The organism is Stenotrophomonas sp. PS02298 (assembly GCF_029959445.1).
GTDB lineage: Bacteria > Pseudomonadota > Gammaproteobacteria > Xanthomonadales > Xanthomonadaceae > Stenotrophomonas.
Window position 1 is genome coordinate 1 of record NZ_JASCOR010000058.1, and the last position, 25891, is coordinate 25891.

The 25891-nt window shown below is 64.6% G+C and carries 15 protein-coding genes; 7 read left to right on the forward strand and 8 right to left on the reverse strand.

The genetic code is table 11. The features are described 5' to 3' along the window. Positions 1 to 99: 99 nt before the first annotated feature. The 4 genes from QMX78_RS10520 to QMX78_RS10535 form a co-directional block, all read right to left on the reverse strand. Positions 100 to 3888, reverse strand: a complete 3789-nt coding sequence (locus tag QMX78_RS10520; protein ID WP_282269199.1) for a LamG-like jellyroll fold domain-containing protein — start codon at positions 3886 to 3888, stop codon at positions 100 to 102. Between the two features lie 248 nt (positions 3889 to 4136). Further along, the gene (gene pelA / locus QMX78_RS10525; protein WP_282269201.1) at positions 4137 to 5198 is read right to left on the reverse strand and encodes a pectate lyase; all 1062 of its coding nucleotides are present in this window, start codon (positions 5196 to 5198) and stop codon (positions 4137 to 4139) included. A gap of 76 nt (positions 5199 to 5274) precedes the next feature. Continuing rightward, positions 5275 to 8445, reverse strand: coding sequence for a TonB-dependent receptor (locus QMX78_RS10530; protein WP_282269203.1), 3171 nt, complete (start codon positions 8443 to 8445; stop codon positions 5275 to 5277). Between the two features lie 209 nt (positions 8446 to 8654). Next, the gene (locus QMX78_RS10535) at positions 8655 to 11462 is read right to left on the reverse strand and encodes a TonB-dependent receptor (protein ID WP_282269205.1); all 2808 of its coding nucleotides are present in this window, start codon (positions 11460 to 11462) and stop codon (positions 8655 to 8657) included. 273 nt (positions 11463 to 11735) lie between these two features. On the opposite strand from QMX78_RS10535, the gene QMX78_RS10540 reads away from it, so the two are divergent. From QMX78_RS10540 to QMX78_RS10550, 3 genes are all read left to right on the forward strand, one after another. Then, the gene (locus QMX78_RS10540; RefSeq protein WP_282269208.1) at positions 11736 to 12758 is read left to right on the forward strand and encodes a sugar kinase; all 1023 of its coding nucleotides are present in this window, start codon (positions 11736 to 11738) and stop codon (positions 12756 to 12758) included. Continuing rightward, a complete protein-coding gene (gene eda / locus QMX78_RS10545) occupies positions 12745 to 13383 on the forward strand; it encodes a bifunctional 4-hydroxy-2-oxoglutarate aldolase/2-dehydro-3-deoxy-phosphogluconate aldolase (protein ID WP_282269210.1) in 639 nt (212 codons plus the stop codon). The genes QMX78_RS10540 and eda overlap by 14 nt, the downstream gene beginning before the upstream one ends. 168 nt (positions 13384 to 13551) lie before the next feature. Next, entirely contained in the window at positions 13552 to 13713 is a 162-nt protein-coding gene (locus tag QMX78_RS10550; RefSeq protein ID WP_282269212.1) for a hypothetical protein, read from the forward strand. On the opposite strand, the gene QMX78_RS10555 is transcribed toward QMX78_RS10550, so the two are convergent. Continuing rightward, positions 13676 to 15535, reverse strand: a complete 1860-nt coding sequence (locus tag QMX78_RS10555; RefSeq protein ID WP_282269214.1) for a sigma-54-dependent Fis family transcriptional regulator — start codon at positions 15533 to 15535, stop codon at positions 13676 to 13678. The genes QMX78_RS10550 and QMX78_RS10555 overlap by 38 nt on opposite strands. Before the next feature lie 243 nt (positions 15536 to 15778). On the opposite strand from QMX78_RS10555, the gene adh reads away from it, so the two are divergent. After that, positions 15779 to 17308: an aldehyde dehydrogenase gene (gene adh, locus QMX78_RS10560; RefSeq protein ID WP_282269216.1), complete on the forward strand. Its 1530-nt coding sequence runs from the start codon at positions 15779 to 15781 to the stop codon at positions 17306 to 17308. Positions 17309 to 17416: 108 nt separating this feature from the next. Continuing rightward, the gene (gene adhP, locus QMX78_RS10565; protein WP_282269218.1) at positions 17417 to 18445 is read left to right on the forward strand and encodes an alcohol dehydrogenase AdhP; all 1029 of its coding nucleotides are present in this window, start codon (positions 17417 to 17419) and stop codon (positions 18443 to 18445) included. Between the two features lie 363 nt (positions 18446 to 18808). Here adhP and QMX78_RS10570 read toward each other — a convergent pair whose 3' ends face one another. Both QMX78_RS10570 and QMX78_RS10575 read right to left on the reverse strand, forming a co-directional pair. Beyond that, a complete protein-coding gene (locus QMX78_RS10570; RefSeq protein WP_282269226.1) occupies positions 18809 to 19132 on the reverse strand; it encodes a hypothetical protein in 324 nt (107 codons plus the stop codon). 252 nt (positions 19133 to 19384) lie between these two features. After that, entirely contained in the window at positions 19385 to 21466 is a 2082-nt protein-coding gene (locus tag QMX78_RS10575) for a TonB-dependent receptor (RefSeq protein WP_282269228.1), read from the reverse strand. 214 nt (positions 21467 to 21680) lie between these two features. On the opposite strand from QMX78_RS10575, the gene QMX78_RS10580 reads away from it, so the two are divergent. Then, positions 21681 to 22883, forward strand: coding sequence for an amino acid aminotransferase (locus QMX78_RS10580; RefSeq protein ID WP_282269220.1), 1203 nt, complete (start codon positions 21681 to 21683; stop codon positions 22881 to 22883). 307 nt (positions 22884 to 23190) lie between these two features. Here QMX78_RS10580 and QMX78_RS10585 read toward each other — a convergent pair whose 3' ends face one another. Next, the gene (locus tag QMX78_RS10585) at positions 23191 to 24426 is read right to left on the reverse strand and encodes a DUF4010 domain-containing protein (protein WP_282269222.1); all 1236 of its coding nucleotides are present in this window, start codon (positions 24424 to 24426) and stop codon (positions 23191 to 23193) included. Positions 24427 to 24712: 286 nt separating this feature from the next. Here QMX78_RS10585 and QMX78_RS10590 point away from each other — a divergent pair, with 286 nt between their 5' ends. Then, positions 24713 to 25726, forward strand: coding sequence for a class 1 fructose-bisphosphatase (locus tag QMX78_RS10590; RefSeq protein ID WP_282269224.1), 1014 nt, complete (start codon positions 24713 to 24715; stop codon positions 25724 to 25726). The last annotated feature ends 165 nt before the right edge of the window (positions 25727 to 25891 follow it).

The window sequence follows — 25891 nt, forward strand, 5'->3', positions numbered from 1 at the left end:
ATGCTCGGCATAGGGCATTACCGGTAAGGCCTCTGCCGAGCATGGCTCGACACTATGGTTGGCAAAGCCCCTCTCCCTTCGGGAGAGGGGCTTGAACAATCACTGCAGCGGCAGCCGGTTATTGAGCTTGGTCACCTCAGCCCCATCCCCTTCCAGGCCAACCCGCACGCTCGCTCCCTCACGCTTGAACCCGGCCGGCATCTGCAGCTCCACCGTCGCCGTCCGCGGCGACAGATCCAGCGGCGCTTCCAATGCAGGCACCACAACCCGGGCGACCTCACGACCGCGCGCATCTTCAAGCACCGCATAACCAGCGCCAGTCCCGACATGCCCCAGGCTGTGCACGGTCAGCCGCACGCGCTCACCGTCGATCTTCAGATCACCACGGCCAATGCCCAGGTCCGAGCGCGTCTCCACCGGCGTGCCCGGCGTCGCCAGCTCGAACTCGAATACCTGGTTCTGCTTCGGTGCAAACCGCAGCGGCGTACCGACGCTCTTCTCCAGCAGCACCTCGCGGACCTCCGCCTTGCCGTCGATCACATCGTCACCATCGCGATCCACACCGCTACGCACACGCCAGGTACCGCCGGCGATGTTCCAGCCAGTCATGGTCGCATCGAGCGGCGTATTGCCAAGGTTGTAGGCAATCACCTTGAAGCGCTCACGTGACGGCGCATGCACCAGCAAGGCGACCTGTTCGGCACCCTCAGGCTGGGCGAACTGCCAGCTCACCGTATGCCCCGGCCAGCTCTGGTTGCGCTTCAGGCCGATGCCACCCAGGCGCAGGCGCTGCAGGAACTCGCTCGGGGCTTCGACGCGGTCGCTCCACCAGTGGCCTTCGGTGTTCATGTACTCACGCTGCGCCTTGGCCTGGATGCCGTCGGCGTGCAGCGTTTCCAGGTACTTCTTGTCACCGGTCTGCTGCCAGGCACTGATCGCAGCAAAACCACTGCCGCCCTTGTCGGCATCGGCCACCAGCTGCTTGCCCCAGTCCTGCTGCCTGCCCAGCACATCGACGTAGTTCTCGCCGAGGTTGGACAGCACGCCCGGCCCACCACGCACCACGCGGTAATCCAGCGCCTGCAGGTACTTGGCATCGCCGGTCCAGCGCCACGCGGCCCAGAAGGTGTGCATCAGATCGCCACTGCCCGAGCCCTGGTTCAACTCGCCGCCGCGGGTCTTGCCCGTGGCCCAGTTGATCTCGTTGGGCAGGGTGAAGCGGCCCTTGTCGTCGTTGTAGGCGTGGGCCAGATAGCCGTCAGCCAGACCGGTGACCAGTTTGCGGCCGGTGGGATCGGCGTTGTACTCACCCATCAGGAAAGCCGGGTGCAGCGCCGGGAACGAGTATGGCTTCTGCCATTGCCAGTTCGGCTCGCGGTAAACCTTGTTGCCGCCAAACCAGTTGCTGGAGAACAGCAGGTTGCCCTGCGGGTTGCGCAGGATGATGCGTTCGTCGAAGGCCTTCACCGTCTCCATCAGGCGCTCGACGGTCAGCGGATCGCCCCAGTTGAGGTAGAGCATCGCGCTGTTGGTATTGATGCCCTCCTCGTAGGCGTGCAGCTCATCGGTCTCGATGGTGCTCAGGCCATTGGAGAACATGCCGTTGCGGTAAACCGCATCGGAGAGTGCCGTCAGCGAGCGGTTCAAGCGCTCGGGCTCCACGCCCATCAGTGCCAGTCCCGGCCACTGTTGGGTCAGGTCGCTGTCATCGGAAATGCCGCCGCCGAAATCGCCGTAAGCGACCTGCCGGTTCTCGATCCACCAGTCAACAAAGCGACGCACGTACTTCAGGTCTTCAACCTGGCGGAACGCCCACAACGGTACGCCCTTCGGCGCCTGCGGTTGCTCGAACGGTGGCTTGCCCTGGCTGTTGTAGCTGATGTAATTCCAATACAGGCGGCCCAGCTCATGGTCCGGATCGACCCGCAGCAGATCACTCAGATCAGCATAGACGCGCGAGTACAAACGCTGGCGCTTGGAGGTGGTGTGCTCCTCGACCAGGAAGCCCCAGTTGTCACGCACCTGGTTGAAGCGATCGGCGACATGCTGCTTGATCGCCTCCTTGCGTTCCTTGAACACCAGGCGCACTTCGGCACCGTCCAGCGATGCGGCATTGAAGCCGGGCGCGGCCGAGGCCACCGAGATCCACAGGCTGTCGGCGGTGAGGATGCGGTCGCGCAGGTCCAGCCACAGCGTGCGTGCTTCACCCGGCTTCACCGACACCGAAACGTCGATCATGTCGCGCGCCGGCCAGATCGGGTCCTTGATGCGGATGTTCAGCGGGATCAGACCGTCATGCGTCGCCGGCAGATCCAGTGCGGGGATATCGATCGCCACACCATCCAGGCCGTCGTACATGTTCTCCCAACTGTGCGCCCAGCTGCGGATCAGCGGCTGCGCGGCCGGTGCATCGCCGACGCCGGACGGAATCAGCACGTGCACGATCGGCATGGGCTTGGCCGGCAGGCTGTCGGCAGCGCGCTTGCGCGAGCCTGCGCCCTTGGGCAGCGCCATCACCGTGCTGCGCTCATCCGGCGCGAAGCGGCCGTCGATGTAGTCGCGCAGGCTTGCGATATTGGTGTAATCCGGCAGCACGCTGCTGTCGATCTGGTAGCGCTGCTTGACCGTGCCCTGCGGTTCGGCTGCGTCGCTGACCTGGTAGCCCCAGATCTCCTGGATCGGCGTTTCCTGCGCGGTGTTGTGGAAGTGCAACGTGCCACCAACCTGGTCGGCGAAGCTGTCCACGCTGCGCACAACGCCCTGCGGACGCTTGAACAGGGTGCCGGCCGTTCCTTTCAGCTCGCCGTAGGCGGCGCCGCGGATCTCGATGCGATTGATGTGCTCGCCTTCTGGAACCGTCAGGTCCAGTTGCTGGCCACCTTCGACGTAGGTGTTCCAGTCCGGCAGCTGGAAGTAATCATTGCGCCCGGGCAGGCGCGAGCGGTTGTAGACGCCCGGCCAGGTGGTTTCGGCGATGCCGTCAGTGCCCTTCCACATCCACTGCAGCTTGTCTTTTACGTCAGCAAACTCGACCTTGCGAATGCTTGTGGTCGGCGCGCTCAGTGCCGGCGGCGCTGCACCTTCCCAACCATAGCGGTGCCACCAGGCGCGCTGCGAGGCGCTGCCGCTCTCGGCGCTGCGCGGCTCGGCATTGCGCGCAAGCGCGGCAACACCGGCAACATCGAGCATGCGGTCGTAGACGCGAATCTCGTCGAAGTCACTGCCACGCAGGAAGTTGTAGCGGCTCTGCACCTGGTAGGGCGCCATCACCCGGCCGGCGAGGCCGAGCTGGTCCAGCGCTGCGTCGTAGTCGCCGGTGGTGGCTGCCTGTGCGACTTCACGGCCATCGACGAACAGCTTGACGCCCTTGTCCTCGTCCCAGGCAAAGGCGATGTGCTGCCATTGTTCGGGCGACGGATTCCTGTCGAGTTTGAACGAGACACGGGTGCGGGCCAGGTTGGCATCGGTGACGAAGGCATCGAAGCCGTGCCCGTTCCAGTCGATGCGCAGCCACGCCATGTCCCAGCTGCTGTGGTCGGCGTAGCCGACCCGGAAGATCACGAACGGGGTTTCGCCCACCGCATAACGCGAACGCCAGAAGAACGACAAGGTGCCGCGCTCGGCCTGGATGTTGCCGGGCGCATTCCACGACAGCACGCCGTCGTCCTGCCATTGGATGGCGCGGCCATGCGCGCCGTCATCGACAAGGCTGACCTTGTCCTGGAAGTTCGGCGTGGCATCGCCACCTGCGCTGTCGGCGACGAAGCCCTTGTCCGCGGATACGCGGAACAACAGCTCAGGCGACTGCGCGACTGCGCTCAGCGGTGCCAACAGCAGGCCCAGCACGCAGGCGAGATGGGTGGGACGCAACACGGTTTTCTGGTTCATTGTCTAACTCGTTCCAAATCGGTTGACTGCCTTGCTTAAGCCCCTCTCCCTCCGGGGTGAGAAGGGGCGCTCGCGAACCAAAGGTTCGCGCCGCTACGAACGCCCTTGCGCTGGCGCGAGGGCCGGGGCGCGGAGCGGGGGTTGGGGAGAGAGTCGAGCACATCCGCAATGCAGGATTGCATGGGCTTCGCCCTCACCCTCATCCGGCCCTTCGGGCCACCTTCTCCCGGATGGAGAAGGGTCAGACTTCACGTTCGCTCCGGCATCTTCCGCCCATGCCGCTGCGCCCATTTCGGCCACTCCCGTTCCAGCAACTGCTCCGGCCACACGCCATACCAGGCATAACCTACCCGGCGCTCGTTCGGAATATCCGCGAAGCGCGCCACACGCTCACCCTCGCGATTGACGAACATCGGACGCCCCTGTTCCAGATCGTAGAAGCGTGCCCACAGCCGTGCGCCTGCCAAAGGTTCTACAAGCACGTCCTTGCCACTGGGCTGCTCCGGTGCCTCGACCTTGCGCATCGCGAGGTCCAGCAAGGCATTGGCCTGCAGCCACTGCAGGCCGGCTTCGATGGCTTCGATGGTCTGCGGGCTCGGCTCAGGCTGGCGCATCAACAGCCGCAGCACGCCCACCGACTCGGATACCGCCAACGATGGCAGTTCGTAGGAGCGCGCCTTGGCCGGTTGCAGGCTGACCTCGTCGTATTGCGCGGCCCAGATGGAAAGCCGGCCATCCATTCGCACCTGCGTGGCCAGCACATTCCGCAGGCCGCGCTGCAAGGCGGCGTTGGCCTTGCCTGCATAGTCCGGCGGCAGGCCCGCAACCGCGGGCACGCCTTCGGCGATGTCCTGCAGCAGATCCAGCACCCGCGTCATCGCGTCGTCGTTGAAGGTGATCTGATGCCGGTAAAGCGAGCGCTCGGGGTAGTACTGCGGCCAGCCGCCATTGGCGTACTGCGCGGCCAGCAGATAATCCACGCCGCGCCGTGCGGCGCTCAGGTAGGCGGCGTTGCCGGTGTCTTTCCAGGCCTGCAGCAGATGGCGGATCTCGCGCGTGGTCGCCTTGTTGTCGATATTGGCGTCATCCAGCCGATCCGGGTCCTGCAACGCTGCGCGCTCGCTGGCGCTGAACACATGCTGGTAATCCACTGCCTTGCCCTGGTACTGCTTGGACCAACCGCCGGAGGCAGTTTGCAGCAGCAACATATTCTCGGCTTCGGGCTCGGTGCGCTGCACGGCTGCCTGCACCGCCGCGGAGCTCCAGCCTGTGCTGATCAACAGCGCAGCCGACAACCACAAACGCCTCATCGCATCCTCCTGCGTGCACCGGGACACCAGCGTGCTGGCATCCCGGTGGTGCTGCATTGGCCTTGCGCGCGCCATCTCAGAACTTGTAGCGCGCGCCGACGTAGTACTGGCGGCCGGTAACGGTGTAGCGGTCGGCCATCTGCAGCGACGAGTCCACATAGCGCTGGTCCGGCGTGTCGAGCAGGTTGATCGCCTCGAAGGTCAGCGACAGCTTCTTGTTGACCTTGTACGACATGTTGAAGTCGACGTTGCGCACGCTGTTCTTGCCGGTCACATCCGGCGTTGCGAACTGGTTGCCGTCCAGGTCCCAGACGCTTTCCTGGCTGAGGATCTCGCCGATGTAGCCGTCGCGGTAGCTGGTGGAAACACGGGCGCTGAACTTGCCATCGTCATAGTACAAAGTGGCGTTGTACGAATTCGGTGACAGGTTGACCAGGTCGTTGTCGGTGAAGGTGGTGGTGATGCTGGTATTGCTGTTGCCGGCCGAGCTGAACATGTATTTGATGCTCGACTCGACATGGGTGTAGTTGAGCTGGATGCCGAACTTGCTCCAGATGCCGGGCAGGAAGGTAAATGGCTGCTGGTAGCTCAACTCGTAGCCCTTCAGCGGGCCGCCCGGGGTGTTGTAGTAGCTCTGCACGTTGAACATGGTGTCGGCGGTGAAGCCAGCCGGCAACAGGTCCAGCGCGTAGCCCATGTCACCCCAGGTGGTCAGCAGGCGGGTGCGCTGCACATAGCTGTCGATGTCCTTGTAGAACAGTGCCGCCGACAGCAGGCCACCATCACCGAAGTACCACTCCGCGCTCAGGTCGTAGTTGGTCGAGCGGAACGGGTCGAGCTTGGGGTTGCCAAGGTTGATCGCAAACACGCGTCCATCATCGAAGTATCCGGTGGGGCCGCCGCTGACGCTGGGTGACAGGTAGGCAAGCGTCGGTCGTGCCATGGTCTTGGCCGCGCCGAAACGCAGCACCACGTTCTCGGCCACGTCCCAGGCCAGGTTCAGCGACGGCAGCACGTCCTGGTAGCTGTGGTTGACCACCGAGCGCACCAGCGAGCGTTCACCGGCTGCAGCCGTCGCGCTGGCCACACCAAAGAACGATTCGCAGTTGGCCGAGTTGTTGCCCGATGTGGCTGCGTTGCACGGCGCCCAGCCCGAAGAACTGATCTGGGTATTGACCACGCGCACGCCGACATTGCCGCGGAAGGCGCGATCCCACAGTTCGGTGTTGAAATCCAACTGCAGGTAGCCGCCGAGGCTGCGCTCGTTGACCTCGAAGTTGTTGTTGGAAGCGCCAAAATGGCCGACGCCGGCCAGACGGTAATCACCGCCCTGCACGCCTGTGTCACAGTTGCAGTTGATGTTGAGCAGTTCGGCGATCTTGCCGAAATCCGGGACCAGCCAACCGTTCGGCACATTGCCGGACAGGTTCTTGCCGAAGCCGGTCAGCGTGGTGCTCAGGTCACCGACGGTAACGCCCGCCGGCAGGGCCTGGGCCAGGCGGCCGTAGCTGATGTGGCGGTACTCCTCCGACTCCATGTCGTAGTCCTTGTAGGCAAGGCCGGTACGCAGGGTGAAGGTTGGATTGATGTTGAACTGCAGGTCGACCTTGGCAGTGTCGAAGGCGTTGTTGACGTAACTCGGGTTCAAGCGCACTTCGCTGATGTTGCTGCCGCGCGCGGTGCCGTTGCTGTTGACCGGCACCGCACCGTAACCCAGCCACGACCATGCCGCCGGGTCGTTCAAGGCGAAGGGCAGGGTCATGTTGGGCATGTCGCCGCCGTTGCGCATGTCCATCACGAAGCCATCGACATTGCTGTTGTCGAAGCTCACCAGCGAGAACACCGGGCGCTCGTAGTCCGAACTGGAGTGGCCGAGCACGGCCTCCATCTTCACCGCATCGTTGAAGTGATGTTCCAGGTTCAGGCTGTACTGCTGGAAGGTGGTCGATTCCTCGATCAGGCTGGACTCGGTGCGGAAGTCAACGTTGTCGAATACGCCGTAGATCAGCCGGTTCTGCGCGTCCACCTCGGCCTCGCGCACCACGATCTGGGTCTTGCCGCCGAGGTTGGCGGCACGATGCAGGTTGGCGCCAATGGAGTCTTCACGTTGTTCCTTGTCCAGCTTCGAGTACATCGCATCGAAACTGAGCAGGGTGTCATCGGAAACGCGGAACTGGAACGCACCGGTTACACCCAACCGCTCAATCTCATGCGCGGTGCGGATGTAGCGCGGGTAGCGCGGGATCCAGGCATTGGTCGCGGTCTCGTAGGCGGCGATGTTTTCCGGCGTATTGTCCGGGCGCGGCAGGCCGGTACCGCAATGGGTGGCGCTGATGCCGTAGCTGCCCCAGCCGTTGTTGCGGTCCTGGTTGGCCTGGCTTCCGCTGCCAGCCGGGGTTTCGTTCGATGCCGGGTTGCGCGGCGTCTGCGGGTCATAACCCACCGGCGAGCAGAAGCCGTAGGTGCCGTTGTTGGCGGCGTTGGACTGGTTCGAGTTGCGGTGGTTGCCGTGCTCCCAACGCACCGGGTTGTAGCCTTCCTCGTACACGTTGCGCTTGCTGTACGAGCCAGACAACAAGGCACCAAAGCGGCCATCGGCCCAGGTGTTGCTGATCAGGCCGGAGAAGCGCGGGTCATACTTTTCCGCCAGCTCGCCATAGCCGGCCTGTGCCGATGCCGAGGCCTGGAAACCGGCAAAGTCGAACGGCCGCGAACCACGCAGGTCCACCGTCGAACCCAGCGAGCCTTCATCCATCTGCGCTGACTGGGTCTTGTTGACCTTGACCTGGCTGAAGAGTTCGGAGGCGAAGGTATTGAAATCGAAGCCGCGGCTGCGGTTGACGCCGCTGCTGCCGTTGCCGGCGGTAGCCAATGCTTCCAGGCCGTTGAGGCGCACGCGGGTGAAGTCCGCGCCCAAGCCTCGGATCGAGATGCGCTGGCCTTCGCCTCCTTCGCGATCAATCGATACGCCGGCGATGCGCTGCAGCGACTCGGCAAGATTCTGGTCGGGGAATTTGCCGATGTCCTCGGCGAAGATCGCGTCCACCTGTTCGGTGGTGTAACGCTTTTCGTCCAGCGATTTCTGCAGGCTCTGGCGGTAGCCAGTGACGTTCACTGCATCCAGCTGGGTGGCCTCGGCGGTCGCAGGTGCGGACTGGGCGAAGGCAAGGGGAGCGGTCAATACCGAAGCAATGGCGGTTGCCAACAAGGTAACCGTTGTCTTTCCAAAACGGCGCTTACGATCCATGCGGTTGGCTCCTTCCCCGGGCGGGGAATCAAGCGGACTGAGAAGGGTGTGGGGTTGTCCCTGGCGAGTACTTCAGAGGTGCTGTCGGGCCGTTGCGGCCGCGCGTGGACAGCCGTCAGGCCATGGCATGACCATGGCCTGCGGAGGATGAAAGGGCAGGGCCGGAGCTGCGGAGAGAGTGCGCTCCGGTCCCTGCCAAACGGCGGCTATCAGAACTTGTAACGCAGACCCAGGGTGAACTGGCGACCGGTCTCGCTGTATTCCAGCGGCAGCGATACCGACGGGTTGGACACCCACGACTCCTGTGCTTCGTTGGTCAGGTTGGCGCCTTCCAGGCTGATTTCCAGCTGGTCGCTGATGCGGTAGTGGATCGACGCATCGAGGAAGGTGGTGCCGCTCTGGCCGTGCACGCCGAGGCCCGCGCTGTCGAAGCCCTTCTCGGTGCCCGGCACCTGGATCAGGTAATCATCGCGGTTGGTCGCCGACACGCGGCCCGACCAGTTGGTCCCTTCGTAGAACAGGGTGGCGTTCCAGGAATTGCGCGACAGGCCCGTCAGATCAGTCTTCTGTGCAAGCGCGCCGCTGCTGGTGATGTACTGCACCTTCGATTCCACATAGGTGTAGTTGAACTGCGCACCAAGGTTGGACCACTTGCCCGGCAGGAAGGTGAAGGGCTGCGTGTAGTTGAACTCGACCCCGGTCAGGTCACCGCCCGGGGTGTTGACCGGCAGTGAGAACACGAAGGAGTCATCCGGGCTGGCATCGGTGCCTGCCAGCAAGCTGGCCGGCAGGCCGCTTTCCGAATAGATGCGGCTCTCACGGGTGTTCTGGATGAAGCTGCCGATATCCTTGTAGAACACGCCGACACCGAGCATGGCACCTTCGTTGAAGTACCACTCGAAGCCCAGATCCGCGGTCTTGGCGCGGATCGGCTCCAGGTCGGGGTTACCAGCACTAACCGTCTTGGCACTGCCGCTGACGCTGACGGTGACACCCGGGGTCAGGCTGCCAAGACCCGGACGTGACATCACCTTGGCCGCACCGAAGCGGATCAGGAAGTCAGGCGTGATTTCCGCAACCAGGTTCAGCGACGGCAGGAAATCGTTGTATTCACGCGTTGCAGTGGCCACGACGGGCGTACCGGAACCGGTGGCGATGCCGTGCGACGTCTGCTTGGTCTTGACGTAACGGGCACCGATGTTGCCGGACACCGGAATCGAACCCAGTTCGGTGGAGAAGCGACCCATCAACCAGCCACTGCGATCCTGCTCCTCAACACCACGGATGCTGGGTGCGTAGTCGGCAACGGCAAAGGTGCCCTGGTTGCTGAAGATGCCAAACTGGTCGGCAATCGCACCGAAGTTCGGAACCACCCACTTGCCGGGCGAGCCCGACATGCCGCCGAGACTGGCGAGCTCCGTCATGTCAGCAGGTACCAGCTTGTTGCCGGTGCTGAAATTCGGGACGTTCGATTCGGTGTCTGCGCGGCGACGTTCCATCGAATCGAAGCTGTAGTTCTTGGCCTGGATGCCGCCGTCCAGGGTGAAGGACGGTCCCATCACCCAGGAGAACTCCAGCTGGCCATTGTTGAACTCGTTGGTCACGTAGTTCTGGCGCAGGCGAATGGTGGACAGCGTCCAACCATTGGGGTCGGTCGGGCTCACACCGTAGTTGAACACCGGCTTGTTGGCATTGCCACGGTAGTCGTAGCTGTAACCATCCACATCCAGCTTGTCCATCATGATGGTCGCTTGGATGGGGTTCTCATGCTTGGACTTGGACGTGCCGATCTTGCCGGTGATGGTGAAGTTGTCGGTCAGTCGGTGCTCACCATCGAGGCTGAGCTGGTAGAAATCGGTGGTCCATTCGTCGTGGCGGTTCTCCGCACGGATGTCCACGTTGTCCATCTTTGCGTAGACCAGCGCGCCGTTCTCGATCACGCCATCGGTGACCACGGCCTGCGCCTTGCCAGCCGTACCAGTCTTGCTCAAGCCATTGGCTTCGATGTACTTCTCGTCGCGCTTGGCGTCGATCTTGGAGTACAGCATGTCCAGGTTGAAGCTGGTGCGGTCACTGGGCTTGAACTGCAGCGCGCCGGTGATGCCCAGTCGCTTCTGGTCATGCTCGACCAGCGTGTAACGCGGGAAGCGAGGCGTATAGACCTTGTCGCTGCAGACGCCGGGGAAGGGCGCGGTGCCGGTAGAGCAACCGGCGAAGCCGACACCGTTCGGGTTGGCGGTGTTGGTGGGCGTGTTGGCCAGCGCATTGGCCCAGCGCACGGTGCCACTGCCTTCTTCAACGGTTTCACGTTCGGAGTAGGCCACCGAGAACAACGCACCGAACTTGCCATCGGCCCAGCTGTTGGCGATCAAACCGGCAAAGCGCGGCATCGCCGACTGCGAGGCATCGTTGTAGGACGCCTGCACGTTGCTGACGATGGTCAGGCCGTCATAGTCGAACGGGCGACCGGTACGCAGGTCCACGGTGGCACCCAGCGAGCCCTCGTCCACATCGGCCGATGCGGTCTTGCGCGCGATCAGCTGGGTGAAAAGGTCGGCGGCGAACACGTTGAAATCGAAGCCACGGCCGCGGTTGGTACCGCCCTGACCGTCGGTGCTGCCGACCGTGCTCAGAGCTTCCAGGCCGTTGATGCGCACGCGGGTGAAGTCCGGGCCCAGGCCGCGCACCGAGATGTTGCGGCCTTCGCCGCCATCACGGGTGATCACCACGCCGGGAATGCGCTGCAGCGATTCGGCCAGGTTGCTGTCGGGGAACTTGCCGATGTCCTCGGCGACGATGGCATCGACCACGCCGGCTTCGCCGCGCTTGATGTCCAGCGCCTTCTCCACGCTGGCGCGGTAACCGGTGACGGTGACTGCATCCAGTTCGGTGGCGGCGGTGCCGGCAGCCGGCGCAGCGGCGTCCTGGGCCATGGCAGCGCCTGCCTGCAGGGCCAAACTGATCCCCAACGCGAGCAAGGTAACCGGTGTCTTTTTCTGCGAGTTACGTGGATTCATGTGCTTCCCCTCTCCAAGGTTTGCATGCGATGCAGTGGCTCCGGCTTGTGCTTTGCGCCGGATGACACCGCTGGTCAAAACGGAAAGTAGCAGCTGCGTGAAGAGGGAGCATCTTGCAGTGCAGCAGGACTCAAACAGCGCGGAAACCATTGTCTGATGGACATGAGGGGACGGTAACACGGGCAGCCGGAGGGACAGTCGCAGGCAAATGACACCGATAGCCAATCAACCGTGCCATGATGCGCGCCGATCGACGAGGAGACAGGAATGGCGATGATTTCCCCCCGTGTTGTCTGTTTTGGTGAGCTGCTGCTGCGCCTGGGCGCGCCTGGTAACCAGCTGTTGTTGCAGTCGCCCGCGCTGGACGTGCATGCCGGCGGTGCCGAAGCCAATGTCGGCGTGTCGTTGGCCCACTTCGGCCACGACGTGGCGATGATCAGCGTGGTCGCCGACAACCCGCTGGGTGCGGCGGTGGCTGGCGAACTGCGCCGCCATGGCGTGGACACCGCGCGCGTGCGCCGCAGCGATGGCCGCATGGGCCTGTACTTCCTGACCACCGGCGCTGGCCACCGGCCCAGCGAAGTGGTCTATGACCGCGCCGACTCGGCCTTCGCCAGCGCCCGCGCCGACAGCTACGACTGGCCGGCGCTGCTGCAGGGCGCGCAGTGGCTGCACCTGTCCGGGGTCAGTCCTGCCTTGGGCATGGAAGCCGCACTGGCCACCTTGGCCGCCGCACGCGCCGCCAACGAGCGCGGCATCAAGGTCTCCTTCGACGGCAATTTCCGGCCCAAGTTGTGGGAACGCTGGGGCGGCGACGCCAAGGCGATCCTGCGCGACCTGTTCGACTGCGCGCACATCGTGTTTGCCGACTACCGCGACATCGGTGTGGTGCTGGGCGGCGAGTTCAACCAGCCCGAACCGCAGGCGCGCGTCGAGGCCGCGGCAGCGATGGCATTCGCCGCCTTCCCGCGCCTGCAGTACATGGCCTGCACGCAGCGCACAGCGCACAGCGTCGGCCACCATTCACTGGGCGCGATGCTGCTCGGCCGTGATGGCACCCGCGCATTGGCGCCAGCCGAAGAGCTGACCGATATCGTCGATCGCATCGGCGGTGGTGACGCATTCGCGGCCGGCGTACTGCACGGCCTGATCGAAGGCATGGATGCGGAAACCACGATCCGTTTCGGCTTGGCCGCAGGCTGCCTGAAGCACTCCATTCCCGGTGATTTCAACCCAGTCGGCGTGGCCGACGTCATGGCCCTGATGGGCGAAGGAAAGTTCGATGTCCGGCGCTGATCCGCGCGTACGCGCAGTGCTCAAACTGGCCCCGGTGATTCCGGTGTTCACTCCCGACAACGTCGACGATGCGGTGCAGGTCGCACAGGCCTTGTTCAACGGCGGCCTGCCGGTGATCGAGGTGACCCTGCGCACCGCAAACGCGATGGATGCGATCAAGGCAATGGTCGAGGCCGTGCCGGATGCAGTGGTTGGTGCCGGCACCGTGCTGACCCCGGCGCAGATGGAGAAGCTCAAGTCAGTGGGCGGGCGCTTCGCGGTGTCGCCGGGCGCCACCGACACGCTGTATGCGGCGGCGCGCGATACCGACCTGCCGTTCCTGCCCGGCGTTGCGACCTCGTCCGAACTGATGCGCGGCCTGGAGCATGGGCTGGATACGTTCAAGTTCTTCCCGGCCGTGCAGGCAGGCGGCGTGGGCATGTTGTCGGCCTGGAATGGCCCCTTCGGTGACGTGCGCTTCTGTCCGACCGGTGGTATCAGCGCGCAGACCGCCTCGCAGTTCCTGCATCTGCCGAATGTGCTGTGCGTGGGCGGCTCGTGGTTGACCACGCGCGAGCTGCTGCAGGCGCGCGATTGGGCGGGGATTGAGGCGTTGGCAAGGGCTGCGGCGGTGTTGCCGGGTTGATATGGCCTTTGGGTTGGGTCTAGATCGAAGTCAAAATCAAAGTCAAAAGCTGACCCCTCCCCAACCCTCCCCTTGCCTTCGGCAAAGGGAGGGAGCAGACGCAGGATGCTGCAGGCCGCCGGAACCACCCCCTCCCTTTCGCGCAGCGAAGGGGAGGGCCGGGGAGGGGTGCAGTTGCTGTTGCAGTTGCAGTTGCTGTTGCAGTTGCAGTTGCAGTTGCAGTTGCAGTTGCTGTTGCAGTTGCAGTTGCTGTTGCAGTTGCTGTTGCTGTTGCTGTTGCTGTTGCTCAGCTTTAAAGCTTCAACCGCCGATACAAGGTACTGCGGTTAACCCCCAGCCTTTTCGCTGCCAGGCTCACATTGCCATCGCAGGCCGCCAAGGTCTGCCGCATCACATCCAACGCCAGTTCCTGCAGGCTGCCATCCATCACCGGCGCAGCAGCAACGCGTCGCGCAGCCTGATGCAGATACTCCGGCAGCAGTTCCCGATCAATCACCGCACCCGGCTCGGTCAACGCCACCAGGGTGCGCAGGCAGGCCGCAAGCTGGCGCAGATTGCCTGGCCAGTCATACGCAACCAGCGCACGCTCTGCCTCCACGCTCAACACACGGCCTTGCGCCAAGGGCTGCCACATCGCCTGCAGCAGCTGCGCGCGGTCCTGTGCGTCACGCAGCGGTGACAACCGCATCACGTGATCGGCGATGCGGTAGTACAGATCCGAACGGAAACGACCTTCGTCCATCGCCTGCTGCAGGTCGCAATGGGTGGCGCAGATCAGCGTGAAATCCAGCTTGACCGGCTTGCCGCCACCCAGCGGTGACAGCTCGCGGTCCTGCAGCACGCGCAGCAGGCGCGGCTGCAGGGCCAGCGGCATGTCGCCGATTTCATCGAGGAACAACACGCCACCCTGCGCCTGCCTCAGCAGGCCTTGGCTGCCTTGTCGACGTGCGCCGGTGAAGGCGCCTTCCTCGTAACCAAACAATTCCGATTCGATCAGGCCTTCGGGCAGGGCCGCGCAGTTCACCGCAATGAATGGCTTGCTGCTGCGGCTGCCCTGCGCATGCAGCGCGCGCGCCGCCACTTCCTTGCCGGTACCGGTTTCGCCCTGCAGCAGTACCGGCAGGCCCGCTTCCAGCACGCGACCGGCGCGCAGCAGTTGTTCGCGCTGGCCTGCATCGAATACCACGGCGGGCGCGGCAACCGGGCGAGGCATCGGCCGTGACAGCGCCGGCACAGCGCTGGTCGTCCGCGTGCGGGCTGCCGATGCTGGCGCATCCAGCTTGCCATGCAGCACGCGCCCACTGCGATCCTGCAACATGCCTTCATCGCGCATCCGCGACAACGGCATCTCGAACAGGGCCTCATACGACGCGCGGCCGATATCACCGCGCTCCAGGCCAAACAGATGCAGGCCAACACCATTGGCCGCAACCAGCCGGCCATTGCGGAAGCCGAGCACGGCTTCGCCTGCGGTGCCCAGCAAGGTGCGGTCGTGGTGCAGGCGTAATAGTTCGCAATCGCCAAGACCATCCTCGAAGAAGCGGTGCTCGATGCGATTGGCGGCCAACCGCGCCAGGCCCATCGCATGCATCTGCTGCACGCTGGCCGGGCCGCTGATGTCGAGCACGCCGGCCAATTGCCCATGCGGATCGTGGATGGGCATGGCCGAGCAGCTGAGGATGCCGTGCGGTGCGTAGAAGTGTTCGCCACCGCGGACTTCCACCGCGCGGCCTTCCACGATCGCGGTGCCTATGGCATTGGTGCCCACCGCCGATTCGCTCCAGCACACACCCGGCATCAAGGCCACGCGCCCGGCCTTGTCGAGGAAGCCGGCGCTGCCCTCGGCATTGAGGATCCAGCCGCTCTCGTCGGTCAGCAGCACGATGCTGCCGGTGCTGGCGGTGTGTGCGGCCAGCCCATCCAGCTCAGCGCGCGCCAGCCGCCACAAGCGTTCGTGGCGCTCGCGCAGTTCGCGCAGGTTGTGGCCGGGCAGGGGCTCCAGCGCAGGTTCGGCATCCACCAGCAGGCCGCTGCGCTGGCAGCGCCGCCACGACTGCAGGATGGTGTCGGGCACGGTGCCCACGGGCGTGGTGCCGCGCTCGAAGAACGAGCGGCGGGCGTTGCCCACGCGATGTTGCAGTGCCAGTGCCATGAGCGCTCCTGTGTCGCATTTTGCGACAGCTGTTCAAACCACTGTTCCGATTAACACCACACCGGAGCGGGCGCTGCAATCACCTGCCGTTTCGCAGTGCAGCAAATCTGCGGCCACGCCTCGGTAGTCAATGGCGTTTCATCGTGCCGCAACGCAACAGGCGGAACTTGGCATCGCTCTTGCGCCTGTTGTAGCCACCGCCACACACGCGGCCCACACACCGCTGAATCGGAGATTCCACAGATGAACGCAGTCCTGTCCGCCAAACCGCATGCCACCGACCCGCAGTCCCTGTTCAAAGCCCGCTACGGCAACTACATCGGCGGTGAATGGGTGGCCCCGCGCAGTGGCCAGTATTTCGACAACACCACGCCGATCACCGGCAAGGTGTTCACCCAAGTGGCACGCTCCAACGCCGAGGACGTGGAGCTGGCGCTGGATGCCGCGCACGCAGCCAAAGACGCCTGGGGCAAGCGTTCGACCACCGAGCGCGCCAACATCCTCAACCGCATTGCTGATCGCATCGAGGAAAACCTCGAGCTGATTGCCCATGCCGAAACCTGGGACAACGGCAAGCCGATCCGCGAGACCCTCAACGCCGACGTACCGTTGATGGCCGACCATTTCCGCTACTTCGCCGGTGCGCTGCGCGCGCAGGAAGGCAGCCTGTCGCAGATCGACAACGACACCGTGGCCTATCACTTCCACGAGCCGCTGGGCGTGGTTGGGCAGATCATCCCGTGGAACTTCCCACTGCTGATGGCGGCGTGGAAGCTGGCACCGGCATTGGCCGCCGGCAACTGCGTGGTGCTGAAGCCGGCCGAGCAGACCCCGGCCTCGATCCTGGTGTTGATGGAGGTGATCGGCGACCTGCTGCCGCCGGGCGTGCTCAACATCGTCAACGGCTTCGGCCTGGAAGCCGGCAAGCCGCTGGCCAGCAGCCCGCGCATCTCCAAGATCGCCTTCACCGGCGAGACCAGCACCGGTCGGTTGATCATGCAGTACGCCAGCCAGAACCTGATCCCGGTGACGCTGGAGCTGGGCGGCAAGTCGCCGAACATCTTCTTCGCCGACGTGATGGCCGAGGACGATGATTTCCTCGACAAGGCGGTGGAAGGTTTCGTGATGTTCGCCTTCAATCAGGGCGAAGTCTGCACCTGTCCGTCGCGGGTGCTGATCCAGGAGTCGATCTACGAGAAGTTCATCGAGCGCGCACTCGCACGGGTGGCGGCGATCAAGCAGGGCAACCCGCTGGATCCCAACACCATGGTCGGTGCACAGGCCTCGCAGGAGCAGCTGCAGAAGATCCTGTCCTACATCGAGATCGGCAAGGCCGAGGGTGCCGAGGTGCTGATCGGCGGCGAGCAGAACCAGCTCGACGGCGATCTGGCCGACGGTTTCTATGTGAAGCCGACGGTGTTCAAGGGCCACAACAAGATGCGCGTGTTCCAGGAGGAAATCTTCGGGCCGGTGGTGTCGGTGACCACCTTCAAGACCGAAGAAGAAGCGCTGGAGATCGCCAACGACACCTTGTACGGCCTCGGTGCCGGCCTGTGGAGCCGCGATGCTTCACGCCTGTACCGCATGGGTCGTGCGATACAGGCAGGGCGGGTGTGGACCAATTGTTACCACGCCTATCCCGCGCACGCGGCGTTCGGTGGCTACAAGCAGTCTGGCATCGGCCGCGAGAACCACAAGATGATGCTCGACCATTACCAGCAGACCAAGAACCTGCTGGTCAGCTATTCGCCGAAAAAACTGGGCTTCTTCTGAACCAGGCCCTGATCCACCCGGTCGCAACTGGCCGGGCGTGATCTGGATCAAGGCGCCACGCCACGCTTGGCGCCATGCTGGACTTATCCCCGCAAAGGAGATCGATTGATGGACAAGACGATGAAAGCGGCCGTGGTCCGCGAATTCGGCAAGCCGCTGGTGATTGAAGAAGTAACCGTGCCGCGTCCGGCTGCGGGCGACATCCTGGTCAAGATCGAGGCCTGTGGCGTCTGCCACACCGACCTGCACGCCGCCGAAGGCGACTGGCCGGTGAAGCCCAATCCCCCATTCATTCCCGGCCATGAAGGCGTCGGCCACGTGGTTGCCGTCGGTGCGGGCGTTACCCACATCAAGGAAGGCGACCGCGTCGGCATTCCGTGGCTGTATTCGGCCTGTGGATACTGTGAGCACTGTCTGGGCGGCTGGGAAACCCTGTGCGAAGCGCAGCAGAACAGCGGCTATTCGGTGAACGGTGGCTTCGCCGAATACGCGCTGGCCAATGCCAACTACGTCGGCCTGCTGCCCAAGGAAGTGGGCTTCGTCGAGATCGCGCCGATCCTGTGCGCCGGCGTCACCGTCTACAAGGGCTTGAAGGTCACCGACACCAAGCCCGGTGATTGGGTGGCTATTTCCGGTATCGGCGGCCTCGGCCACATGGCGGTGCAGTACGCCAAGGCGATGGGCTTGAACGTGGCAGCGGTGGATATCGACGACAACAAGCTGGCCCTGGCCAAGCGCCTGGGCGCCAGCATCACCGTCAATGCCCGCAATACCGACCCTGCCGCCTTCCTGAAGAAGGAAATCGGCGGCGCGCATGGCGCCCTGGTGACGGCGGTCTCGCCCAAGGCCTTCGAACAGGCGCTGGGCATGGTGCGCCGTGGCGGCACGGTGTCCTTGAACGGTCTGCCGCCGGGTGACTTCCCGCTGGATATCTTCGGCATGGTGCTCAATGGCATCACCGTCCGCGGCTCCATCGTCGGCACCCGCCTGGACCTGCAGGAATCGCTGCAGTTCGCCGCCGATGGCAAGGTCGCCGCGACGGTGAGCACCGACAAGCTGGAGAACATCAACGACGTGTTCAAGCGCATGCATGAAGGTGCGATTGAAGGCCGCGTGGTGCTGGACTTCAACGCCTGACCGCGACCGGCCAGCACATCCGCACCTCCCCCGGGGTGTGCTGGTCGAGTTGCTTTGAGGGCTTTGGCTTTTTGCTTTGGCTTTTCTCCTCTCCCCTTGTGGGAGAGGATGCCGAAGGCAGGAGAGGGTGCGGCGAAGCCGCAAGAGCTCATGCACCTCCAGATTACATACCCATCGGTAGCCAAGCATTGCCAGCTTCGCGGCTGACGCCGCTCCTACAAAACAGCTGCGTGCCGAAGGCAGGAGAGGGTGCGGCGAAGCCGCAAGAGCTCATGCACCTCCAGATTACATACCCATCGGTAGCCAAGCATTGCCAGCTTCGCGGCTGACGCCCGCTCCTACAAAAACTTCCCCACGTTTCGACTAGCGTACGTGCACGGCAGCCACTGGCATGCGGTCCAGCGCCAGCCATGCGTCTTCGACCAGATCCCGTACCTGTTCCCAGCGCAACCGTGAGCCGCCGCGTGCCTGTTCCCAATGCTCGGCCAGTTCCACGTCGGTTTCGCCGCTGCCACGCGGCCAATCCGCTGCATGCGTGGCCAGCGCAAATGCATAAGCCGGCTGCAGATCAAGCCAGCCGCGTGCGCCGCGCCGACGCCGCGCATAGTCATCCAGGCTGTACTGGACGAAATCCTGCGCCACCTCATCCGCCGCATGTTGGCTGCGCCTGAGCCGGCCACGCCGCATCAGCTTGGGATCGGCGGCAAACAAGGTTGGCGCAGCGGGATGCTCGATGCGATCGGGGCGGTACATGGCACAACCCTCCCAGTTGGGCGCTCACAGATACGCCCGGGGCTGTTAGTTGGGGGTGAGCGGGGTGTTCAGGCGGTTGTTGGGTGGGTGCGACGGCAAAAACAGAGGCAAAGGCAAAGACACCCCTCCCCAGCCCTCCCCTTCGCTACGCGAAAGGGAGGGGGCCAAGTGCGGACGCTCAGCCGCTCACCGCGCCCATTGCCACTGCAGGCCCACGGTCAAGGCGCGGTCCGGGCCCGGTTCGTAATAGCGCTGGTTGCCGTCGTTGACGATCACCGAGCCGATATAACGCTGGTCCAGCAGGTTATCCACACGGGCGAAGGCGCGCAGCGGCCCGCGTGATGTGCGCCATTGCCGCGCCATCTCCAGGTTCAACAGGCCATAACCGGCTGCGTTGGCGCTGCCCAGATCGTTCACGCCGATGTCGCTGGCAGCCACCACTTCGGCCGCCCACTGCCATGGTCCCGGCTGCCATTGCCAGCGCGCGAACAACTGCTGGCGCGGCACGCCCGGCAACCGGGTACCCGTCGCCACCAGATTGCCGGGTTGGGTGCAGGGCGAGGGCAGGCCGGTACACGTCCGGTAGGCCTCGCGCACGCTGGCCTGCAACCAGGTATAGACCAGCTGCAGTTGCTGGTCAGCGGCAATCGGCTGCAGCCAGCTCAGCTCCGCGCCCTGGCGCCGGGTCGCGCCGATGTTGCGGTAGCTGCTGCGGCCACCGCTGTTGGTCGCCACCGCCAGTTCGTCCTCACTGTCGGCACGGAACAGCGCCAGCTCCAGCCGCGCACCGCTCTGCGCGCGCCATTTGCTGCCGATCTCGTAGTTGCGGGTGCTGCCGGCGGCCAGGTCCAGCGCCAGACCCGCACCGCCGTCAGCGCGATAGCCCAGCTCGTTGAAGGTCGGCGTTTCAAAACCACGCCCGGCCGAGGCGTAGAAACGCAGACCATCGCTGGCACGAAACACCAGACCCGCCACCGGTGTGGTCGCCGAGTAATCGCGGCGGCCGCTGTCGTCGGGGTTGCTGGCGGTGATGTAGCGGTCGCGCGAACGGAACTGCACCTCGCTATGGCGCGCGCCCAGCAATGCCGACCAGCGCGGGCTGAACTGCCACCAGGCCTGCGCGAACTGGTCGATGTTCTGCACACGGTCGTTCTGGTCACGGCGCAGCCGGCCCTTTATGCCCAGGGTGCTACCAATGAAGTTCTCGTAGCCGGTGCGGTGCTGCTGCTGGCGGTCTGCGTTTGCACCAATCACCAGCTCCAGCGGCTTGCCGGCGAGCTGCCCGTGCCAGGCCCAGCGCGCGTCCACGCCGCCGTAATCGCTGTCCAGATCAATCACCCCACCCGAATGCAGGGGACTGTTCTGCGGCCCCGGCGGGATCGCCAGGAACTGCTCCACCGCACGCTGCCCCGCATAGCCCATCAGCCGCCAGGTCTGTTGATCACGCTCGACGCTGTAGACCGCGCCCAGCTGGGTCTGCCGCACCGACTTGCGGGTGTTGTACTGGGTGGCGACGGCGGTGGCCTGACGTGGGTTCTCGCGCACCTGCTCCCGGCTCAGGCCCAGCGGGTCCTGTGCATGTGGCGCATCGAAGCCGTTGAACAGCAGCTCCAGCCGCTGGCCTGCCGCCAGATCGAAGCCCAGCCGTGCATTCACCGATTCGCGCCGGGCCGCACTGTGCGCGCGCCAGCCATCAGTACGGAAATGGTTGGCCGCCACGTTGTAGTGCATGGCCCCGGCCAGACCCTTGAGCTGCACGCCGGTGCTGGAGGTGTTGTTGCTGCCAAGGCTGCTGCGCAGCCGCCACGGATCGCCGTCCTGCCCGTCCGCGCTCCACAGCTGCAGCACGCCGCCGGAGGAATTGCCGTACAGCGCCGAGAACGGCCCGCGCAGCACCTCCACCCGGTCGGCGCCGAATACATTGAAGTGGGAGAGCTGGCCCTGGCCATCGGGCATGGTCGCCGGCACCCCGTCGACCAGCAGCCGCACCCCGCGCACACCGAAGGTGGAGCGCGCGCCGAAGCCGCGCAGCGACAGCTGGGTGTCCTGCGCGTAGTTCTGCCGATCCCGTGCCAGCAGCCCGGGCACCGCGCCCAACACTTCGGACAGCTGCGCGCCACGGCCATTGCCGTCGGCGTCCAACGCCAACGTGGTGCTGGCGGCGGGCAGGTCGAAATCGTCCACCGCGTGGACCTTGGCGGCCTGGACCTGCACCCGATCCAGCGTTGCGGTGGGCAACTCGTCGGCCAGCGCCGGCAATGCCAGCATCAGCCCGGAAAACGCCAAAAAACGATTACAAGTACGCATCCGGCCATCATCTCCGATCCACGCAGGCAGCGTCATTGCCCCGCGCGCTGAAGTTCCAGCTGAAACCCTACGGCCACGGGGCTCCAGCCCTGTTACGATGATGCGGTTCTGAGCGCGTTTTTGCTGCATCCCGCGCCGAGCACCCCCACTCCCCGCCACTGATACGAGTATCGCCGTGTCCTTCTTTGCAAACGTGGAACAGGTACCTGGTGACCCGATTCTGGGTCTGACCGAGGCTTACAACGCTGACAGCCGCACCACCAAGGTCAATCTTGGCGTGGGCATCTACTACGACGAGAGCGGCCGCATTCCGCTGCTGCGCGCCGTCAAGCAGATCGAGCAGACGCTGGCCGCCGAGGCCAAACCGCGCGGTTACCTGCCCATCGACGGCCTGCCGGCCTACACCCAGGCCACCCAGAAGCTGGTGTTCGGCGAAGCGTCGGACCTGCTGGCCGCCGGCCGCGTCGCGACCTCGCAGACCGTTGGTGGCAGCGGTGCGCTGCGCGTCGGTGCCGACCTGCTGAAGCGCCTGCTGCCGCACGCCACCATCGCCATCAGCAACCCAAGCTGGGAAAACCACCGCGCTGTGTTCGGTGCCGCCGGTTTCGACGTGGTCGATTACACCTATTACGACAACGCCGCGCACGGCCTGGACTTCGCCGGCATGCTGGCCGACCTGCAGAAGCTGCAGCCGGGCACCGTGGTGCTGCTGCACGCCTGCTGCCACAACCCGACCGGTGCCGACCTGAGCACCGAGCAGTGGAAGCAGGTTGCCGCGTTGATGAAGGACCGCCAACTGTTCCCCTTCATCGACATGGCCTACCAGGGCTTCGACAAGGGCATCACCGAGGACGGTCAGGCCGTGCGCATCGTCGCCGATGCCGGCATCGACAGCTTCATCGTCGCCAACTCGTACTCCAAGTCGTTCTCGCTGTACGGCGAGCGCGTCGGTGCGCTGTCGGTGGTGGGCCCGGACGCGACCTCGACCAAGGCCGTGCAGTCGCAGGTCAAGCGCATCATCCGCACCATCTACTCCAGCCCGTCCACCCACGGCGCCGCGCTTGTCGCCGGCGTGTTGAACAGTGGCGAGCTGCGTGGCGTGTGGGAAGCCGAGCTGACCGAAATGCGCGAGCGCATCCACGCCCTGCGTGCCGGCATGGTGCAGAAGCTGGCCGCCCTTGGCGCGCCGGAATTCGGCTTCATCCAGCAGCAGGCCGGCATGTTCTCCTACTCGGGCCTGAGCAAGGCGCAGGTAGACAAGCTGCGTGACGACTACGGCATCTACGCCGTCGGCACCGGCCGCATCTGCGTTGCCGCGCTGAGCCAGAACAACCTGGACTACGTCGCAAAGGCGGTTTACGACGTCAGCCGCGGCTGATGCATCTTTGCTGCTGATGTAATGAAAAGCCCGGGGAAACCCGGGCTTTTTTGTGGCTTGAGGGTTGTGGATAAGGTTGTGGAATAAAGGCTTTGGAGCTTTAAAGCACCCCTCCCCAACCCTCCCCTTGCCTACGGCAAAGGGAGGGGGCAATAGCTGCAGCCCTCACCATTTCGCGAACTGCAGCTTAGCCCCCTCCCTTGCGCGAAACGCAGGGGAGGGTTGGGGAGGGGTGCCGGTTGCTCCAGCTCTTGCCGTTGCCATTACCCCAAAGCCTTATCCACAAGCCCCTGTGGATATCCCGCAGCTACCCCGGCACCCCCCAGGTCACCACCACCGCAGCTGCGACCATCGCCCCAAGCCCAATCGCCACGCCAGCGCCATAGCGCCCGCCACCACTGGCGAACGCGAGCACCGACTTGGCCAATGACGCCGAGGCCAACAGCGCCACCACACCCCAGCGCGCCTGTGCCAACTCCAGGCCACCAGAAGCCGTAAGCCCGGCAATACTCGCCGCCGCCGCGTGCAGTTCACCCAAGGCGGCAATGGTCGCCCCGGCCAAGGCACCGGCCTGCCCGAACAACTGCCGCAGCCCTTCGGACAGCAACAGCACCACCGCAATCACCAGTGCGATCAGCAGGGCATGCTTCAGCTGGAAGGCCTTGCTGGCCGGCCCCTGCGGCACCGCTTCATCGGCCACATGGCGCAGCCCCAGCGCCGAGCACAACAACAGAACCAGGCACGCTGCCGCCAATGGCCAAGCCGTAGCCTTCAACAACGTCGCCGAACTCGTACCGATAACCGCAGCAAACAACAGCAACGAGGCCAGATTCGCCAACAGCGCGGCCGCCACCGACGGCATCACCAGGGCCGGCGCGGCGCGGCTGCTGCGGCCAAACCCGGCCACTGCCGCAGTCGAGGAGGCAAAGCCGGAAAAGAACCCGGCTACAGGCAGACCCCAGCGCGCGCCCACCGCCCTCAGCGCGATATGGCCGAGCATGCCCACACCCATCACCAGCACCACGATCTGCCACAGCTTGGACGGCACCAGCACGCCCCAGGGATCAACCGCGCTGTCCGGCAGCATCGGCAGCACCACCAGCGCACAGGCGGCCAGCAACAGGGCGTCACGCACCTCCTGATCGCTGATCACCTCCCGGCTCAGCCGCGCCAATGGCGCCTTGGCCCACAGCAGGATCGCCACCACCACACCCAGCGCCGCGGCCAGCGCCTGCTGCTGCATGCCCAGCGCACCCAGCAACACAGTTATCAACAGGGCGATCTCGCCGGTCAGGCCCGGATCTTCGCGCGAGGTGACGCGATAGCTGGTCCAGGCCAGCGCCGCCACCGCCAGCAGTGCGACCACGAATACCGCCTGGCCCAGCATCAGCGCTGCCGCACCCATCAAGGCCGACAGCGCATGCGTGCGAACCCCGGCCTGCAGGCTCTTGCGCCCGCCGTGCTGACGCTCGCGCACCGCGCCGATCAGCAGGCCGATGCCCAGGGCGGTCAACAAACCATGTGTGGCCTGGTTCCAATCCATCGTGTTCTCCAGCAAGGCCCTGAATGGTACGAGGCCTGTGGATAAAACCAATACCCACGGACTTATCCACATCTCATTCCAATCTGGAGTTATCCCCAAACGTTTGTGGATAACCCGGATGCGCCCGCCATGGCGGGCTTTTCATCGCCGGAACCAGTACACGCCGCCCTGGCCGGCAGGCGCTGTCCAGATTTGTCCACAGGGAGACAAAATCTGGCTGCGACTCGCTAAAAGTGGAGCCAGCCGCGACAATAGCGCCCCTTTCGTCTGAAGGTAGTTGCCGTCCATGTCCCGTACGTCGCTGACCCGTTTCCTGATCGAAGAACAGCATGCCAAGCGCATCAACGCCGACCTGCGCCAGCTGGTGGCCGTGGTTGCCCGTGCCTGCACCAGCATCTCGATCGCTGTCAGCAAGGGCGCCCTGGGCGGCGTGCTTGGCGATGCCGGCACCGGCAACGTGCAGGGTGAGGCGCAGAAGAAGCTGGACGTGATCTCCAACGAGATCCTGCTCGAAGCCAATGCCTGGGGTGGCCACCTGGCCGCCTGCGCCTCCGAGGAAATGGACCACAGCCAGCCAGTGCCGTCGGAATACCCGCTGGGCGACTTCCTGCTGCTGTTCGATCCGCTGGATGGCAGCTCCAACATCGATGTGAACGTCTCGGTCGGCACCATCTTCTCGGTGCTGCGCTCGCCCAAGGGTGTGGATAAGCCGGGCGACGAGCACTTCCTGCAGCCGGGCACCCAGCAGGTCGCCGCCGGTTACTGCATCTACGGGCCCAGCACCATGCTGGTCCTGACCGTGGGCCATGGCACCCACGCCTTCACCCTGGACCGCGAAACCGGCGAGTTCGTGCTGACCCAGCGCGGCATGCAGGTACCGGCGGACACCAAGGAGTTCGCCATCAACATGTCCAACCAGCGCCACTGGGAAGCGCCAATGCAGGGCTACGTGGCTGACCTGCTGGCCGGCAAGGACGGCGTGCGCGGCAAGGACTTCAACATGCGCTGGATCGCCTCGATGGTGGCCGACGTGCATCGCATCCTGACCCGCGGCGGCATCTTCATCTACCCATGGGACAAGAAGGACCCGTCCAAGGCCGGCAAGCTGCGCCTGATGTACGAGGCCAACCCGATGTCGCTGCTGGTGGAGCAGGCCGGCGGTGCCGCTACCAACGGCCGCGAGCGCATCCTCGACATCGCCCCGACCCAGCTGCACCAGCGCGTACCGGTATTCCTCGGCTCGAAGAACGAAGTGGCCGAAGCCACCCGCTACCACCGCGAACACGACCTGCAGGGCTGACCGTCTGCTCCCTCCCTTTGGCCGCAGGCCAAGGGGAGGGGTGGCTTTTGAGGCCTTTCAAGCCATATCGGGAAAGCGGCACTACCGATAACCCTCCTGTAGTGCCGAGCCATGCTCGGCAAGGGCATTACCGGTACAGCCCCTCTGCCGAGCATGGCTTGGCAC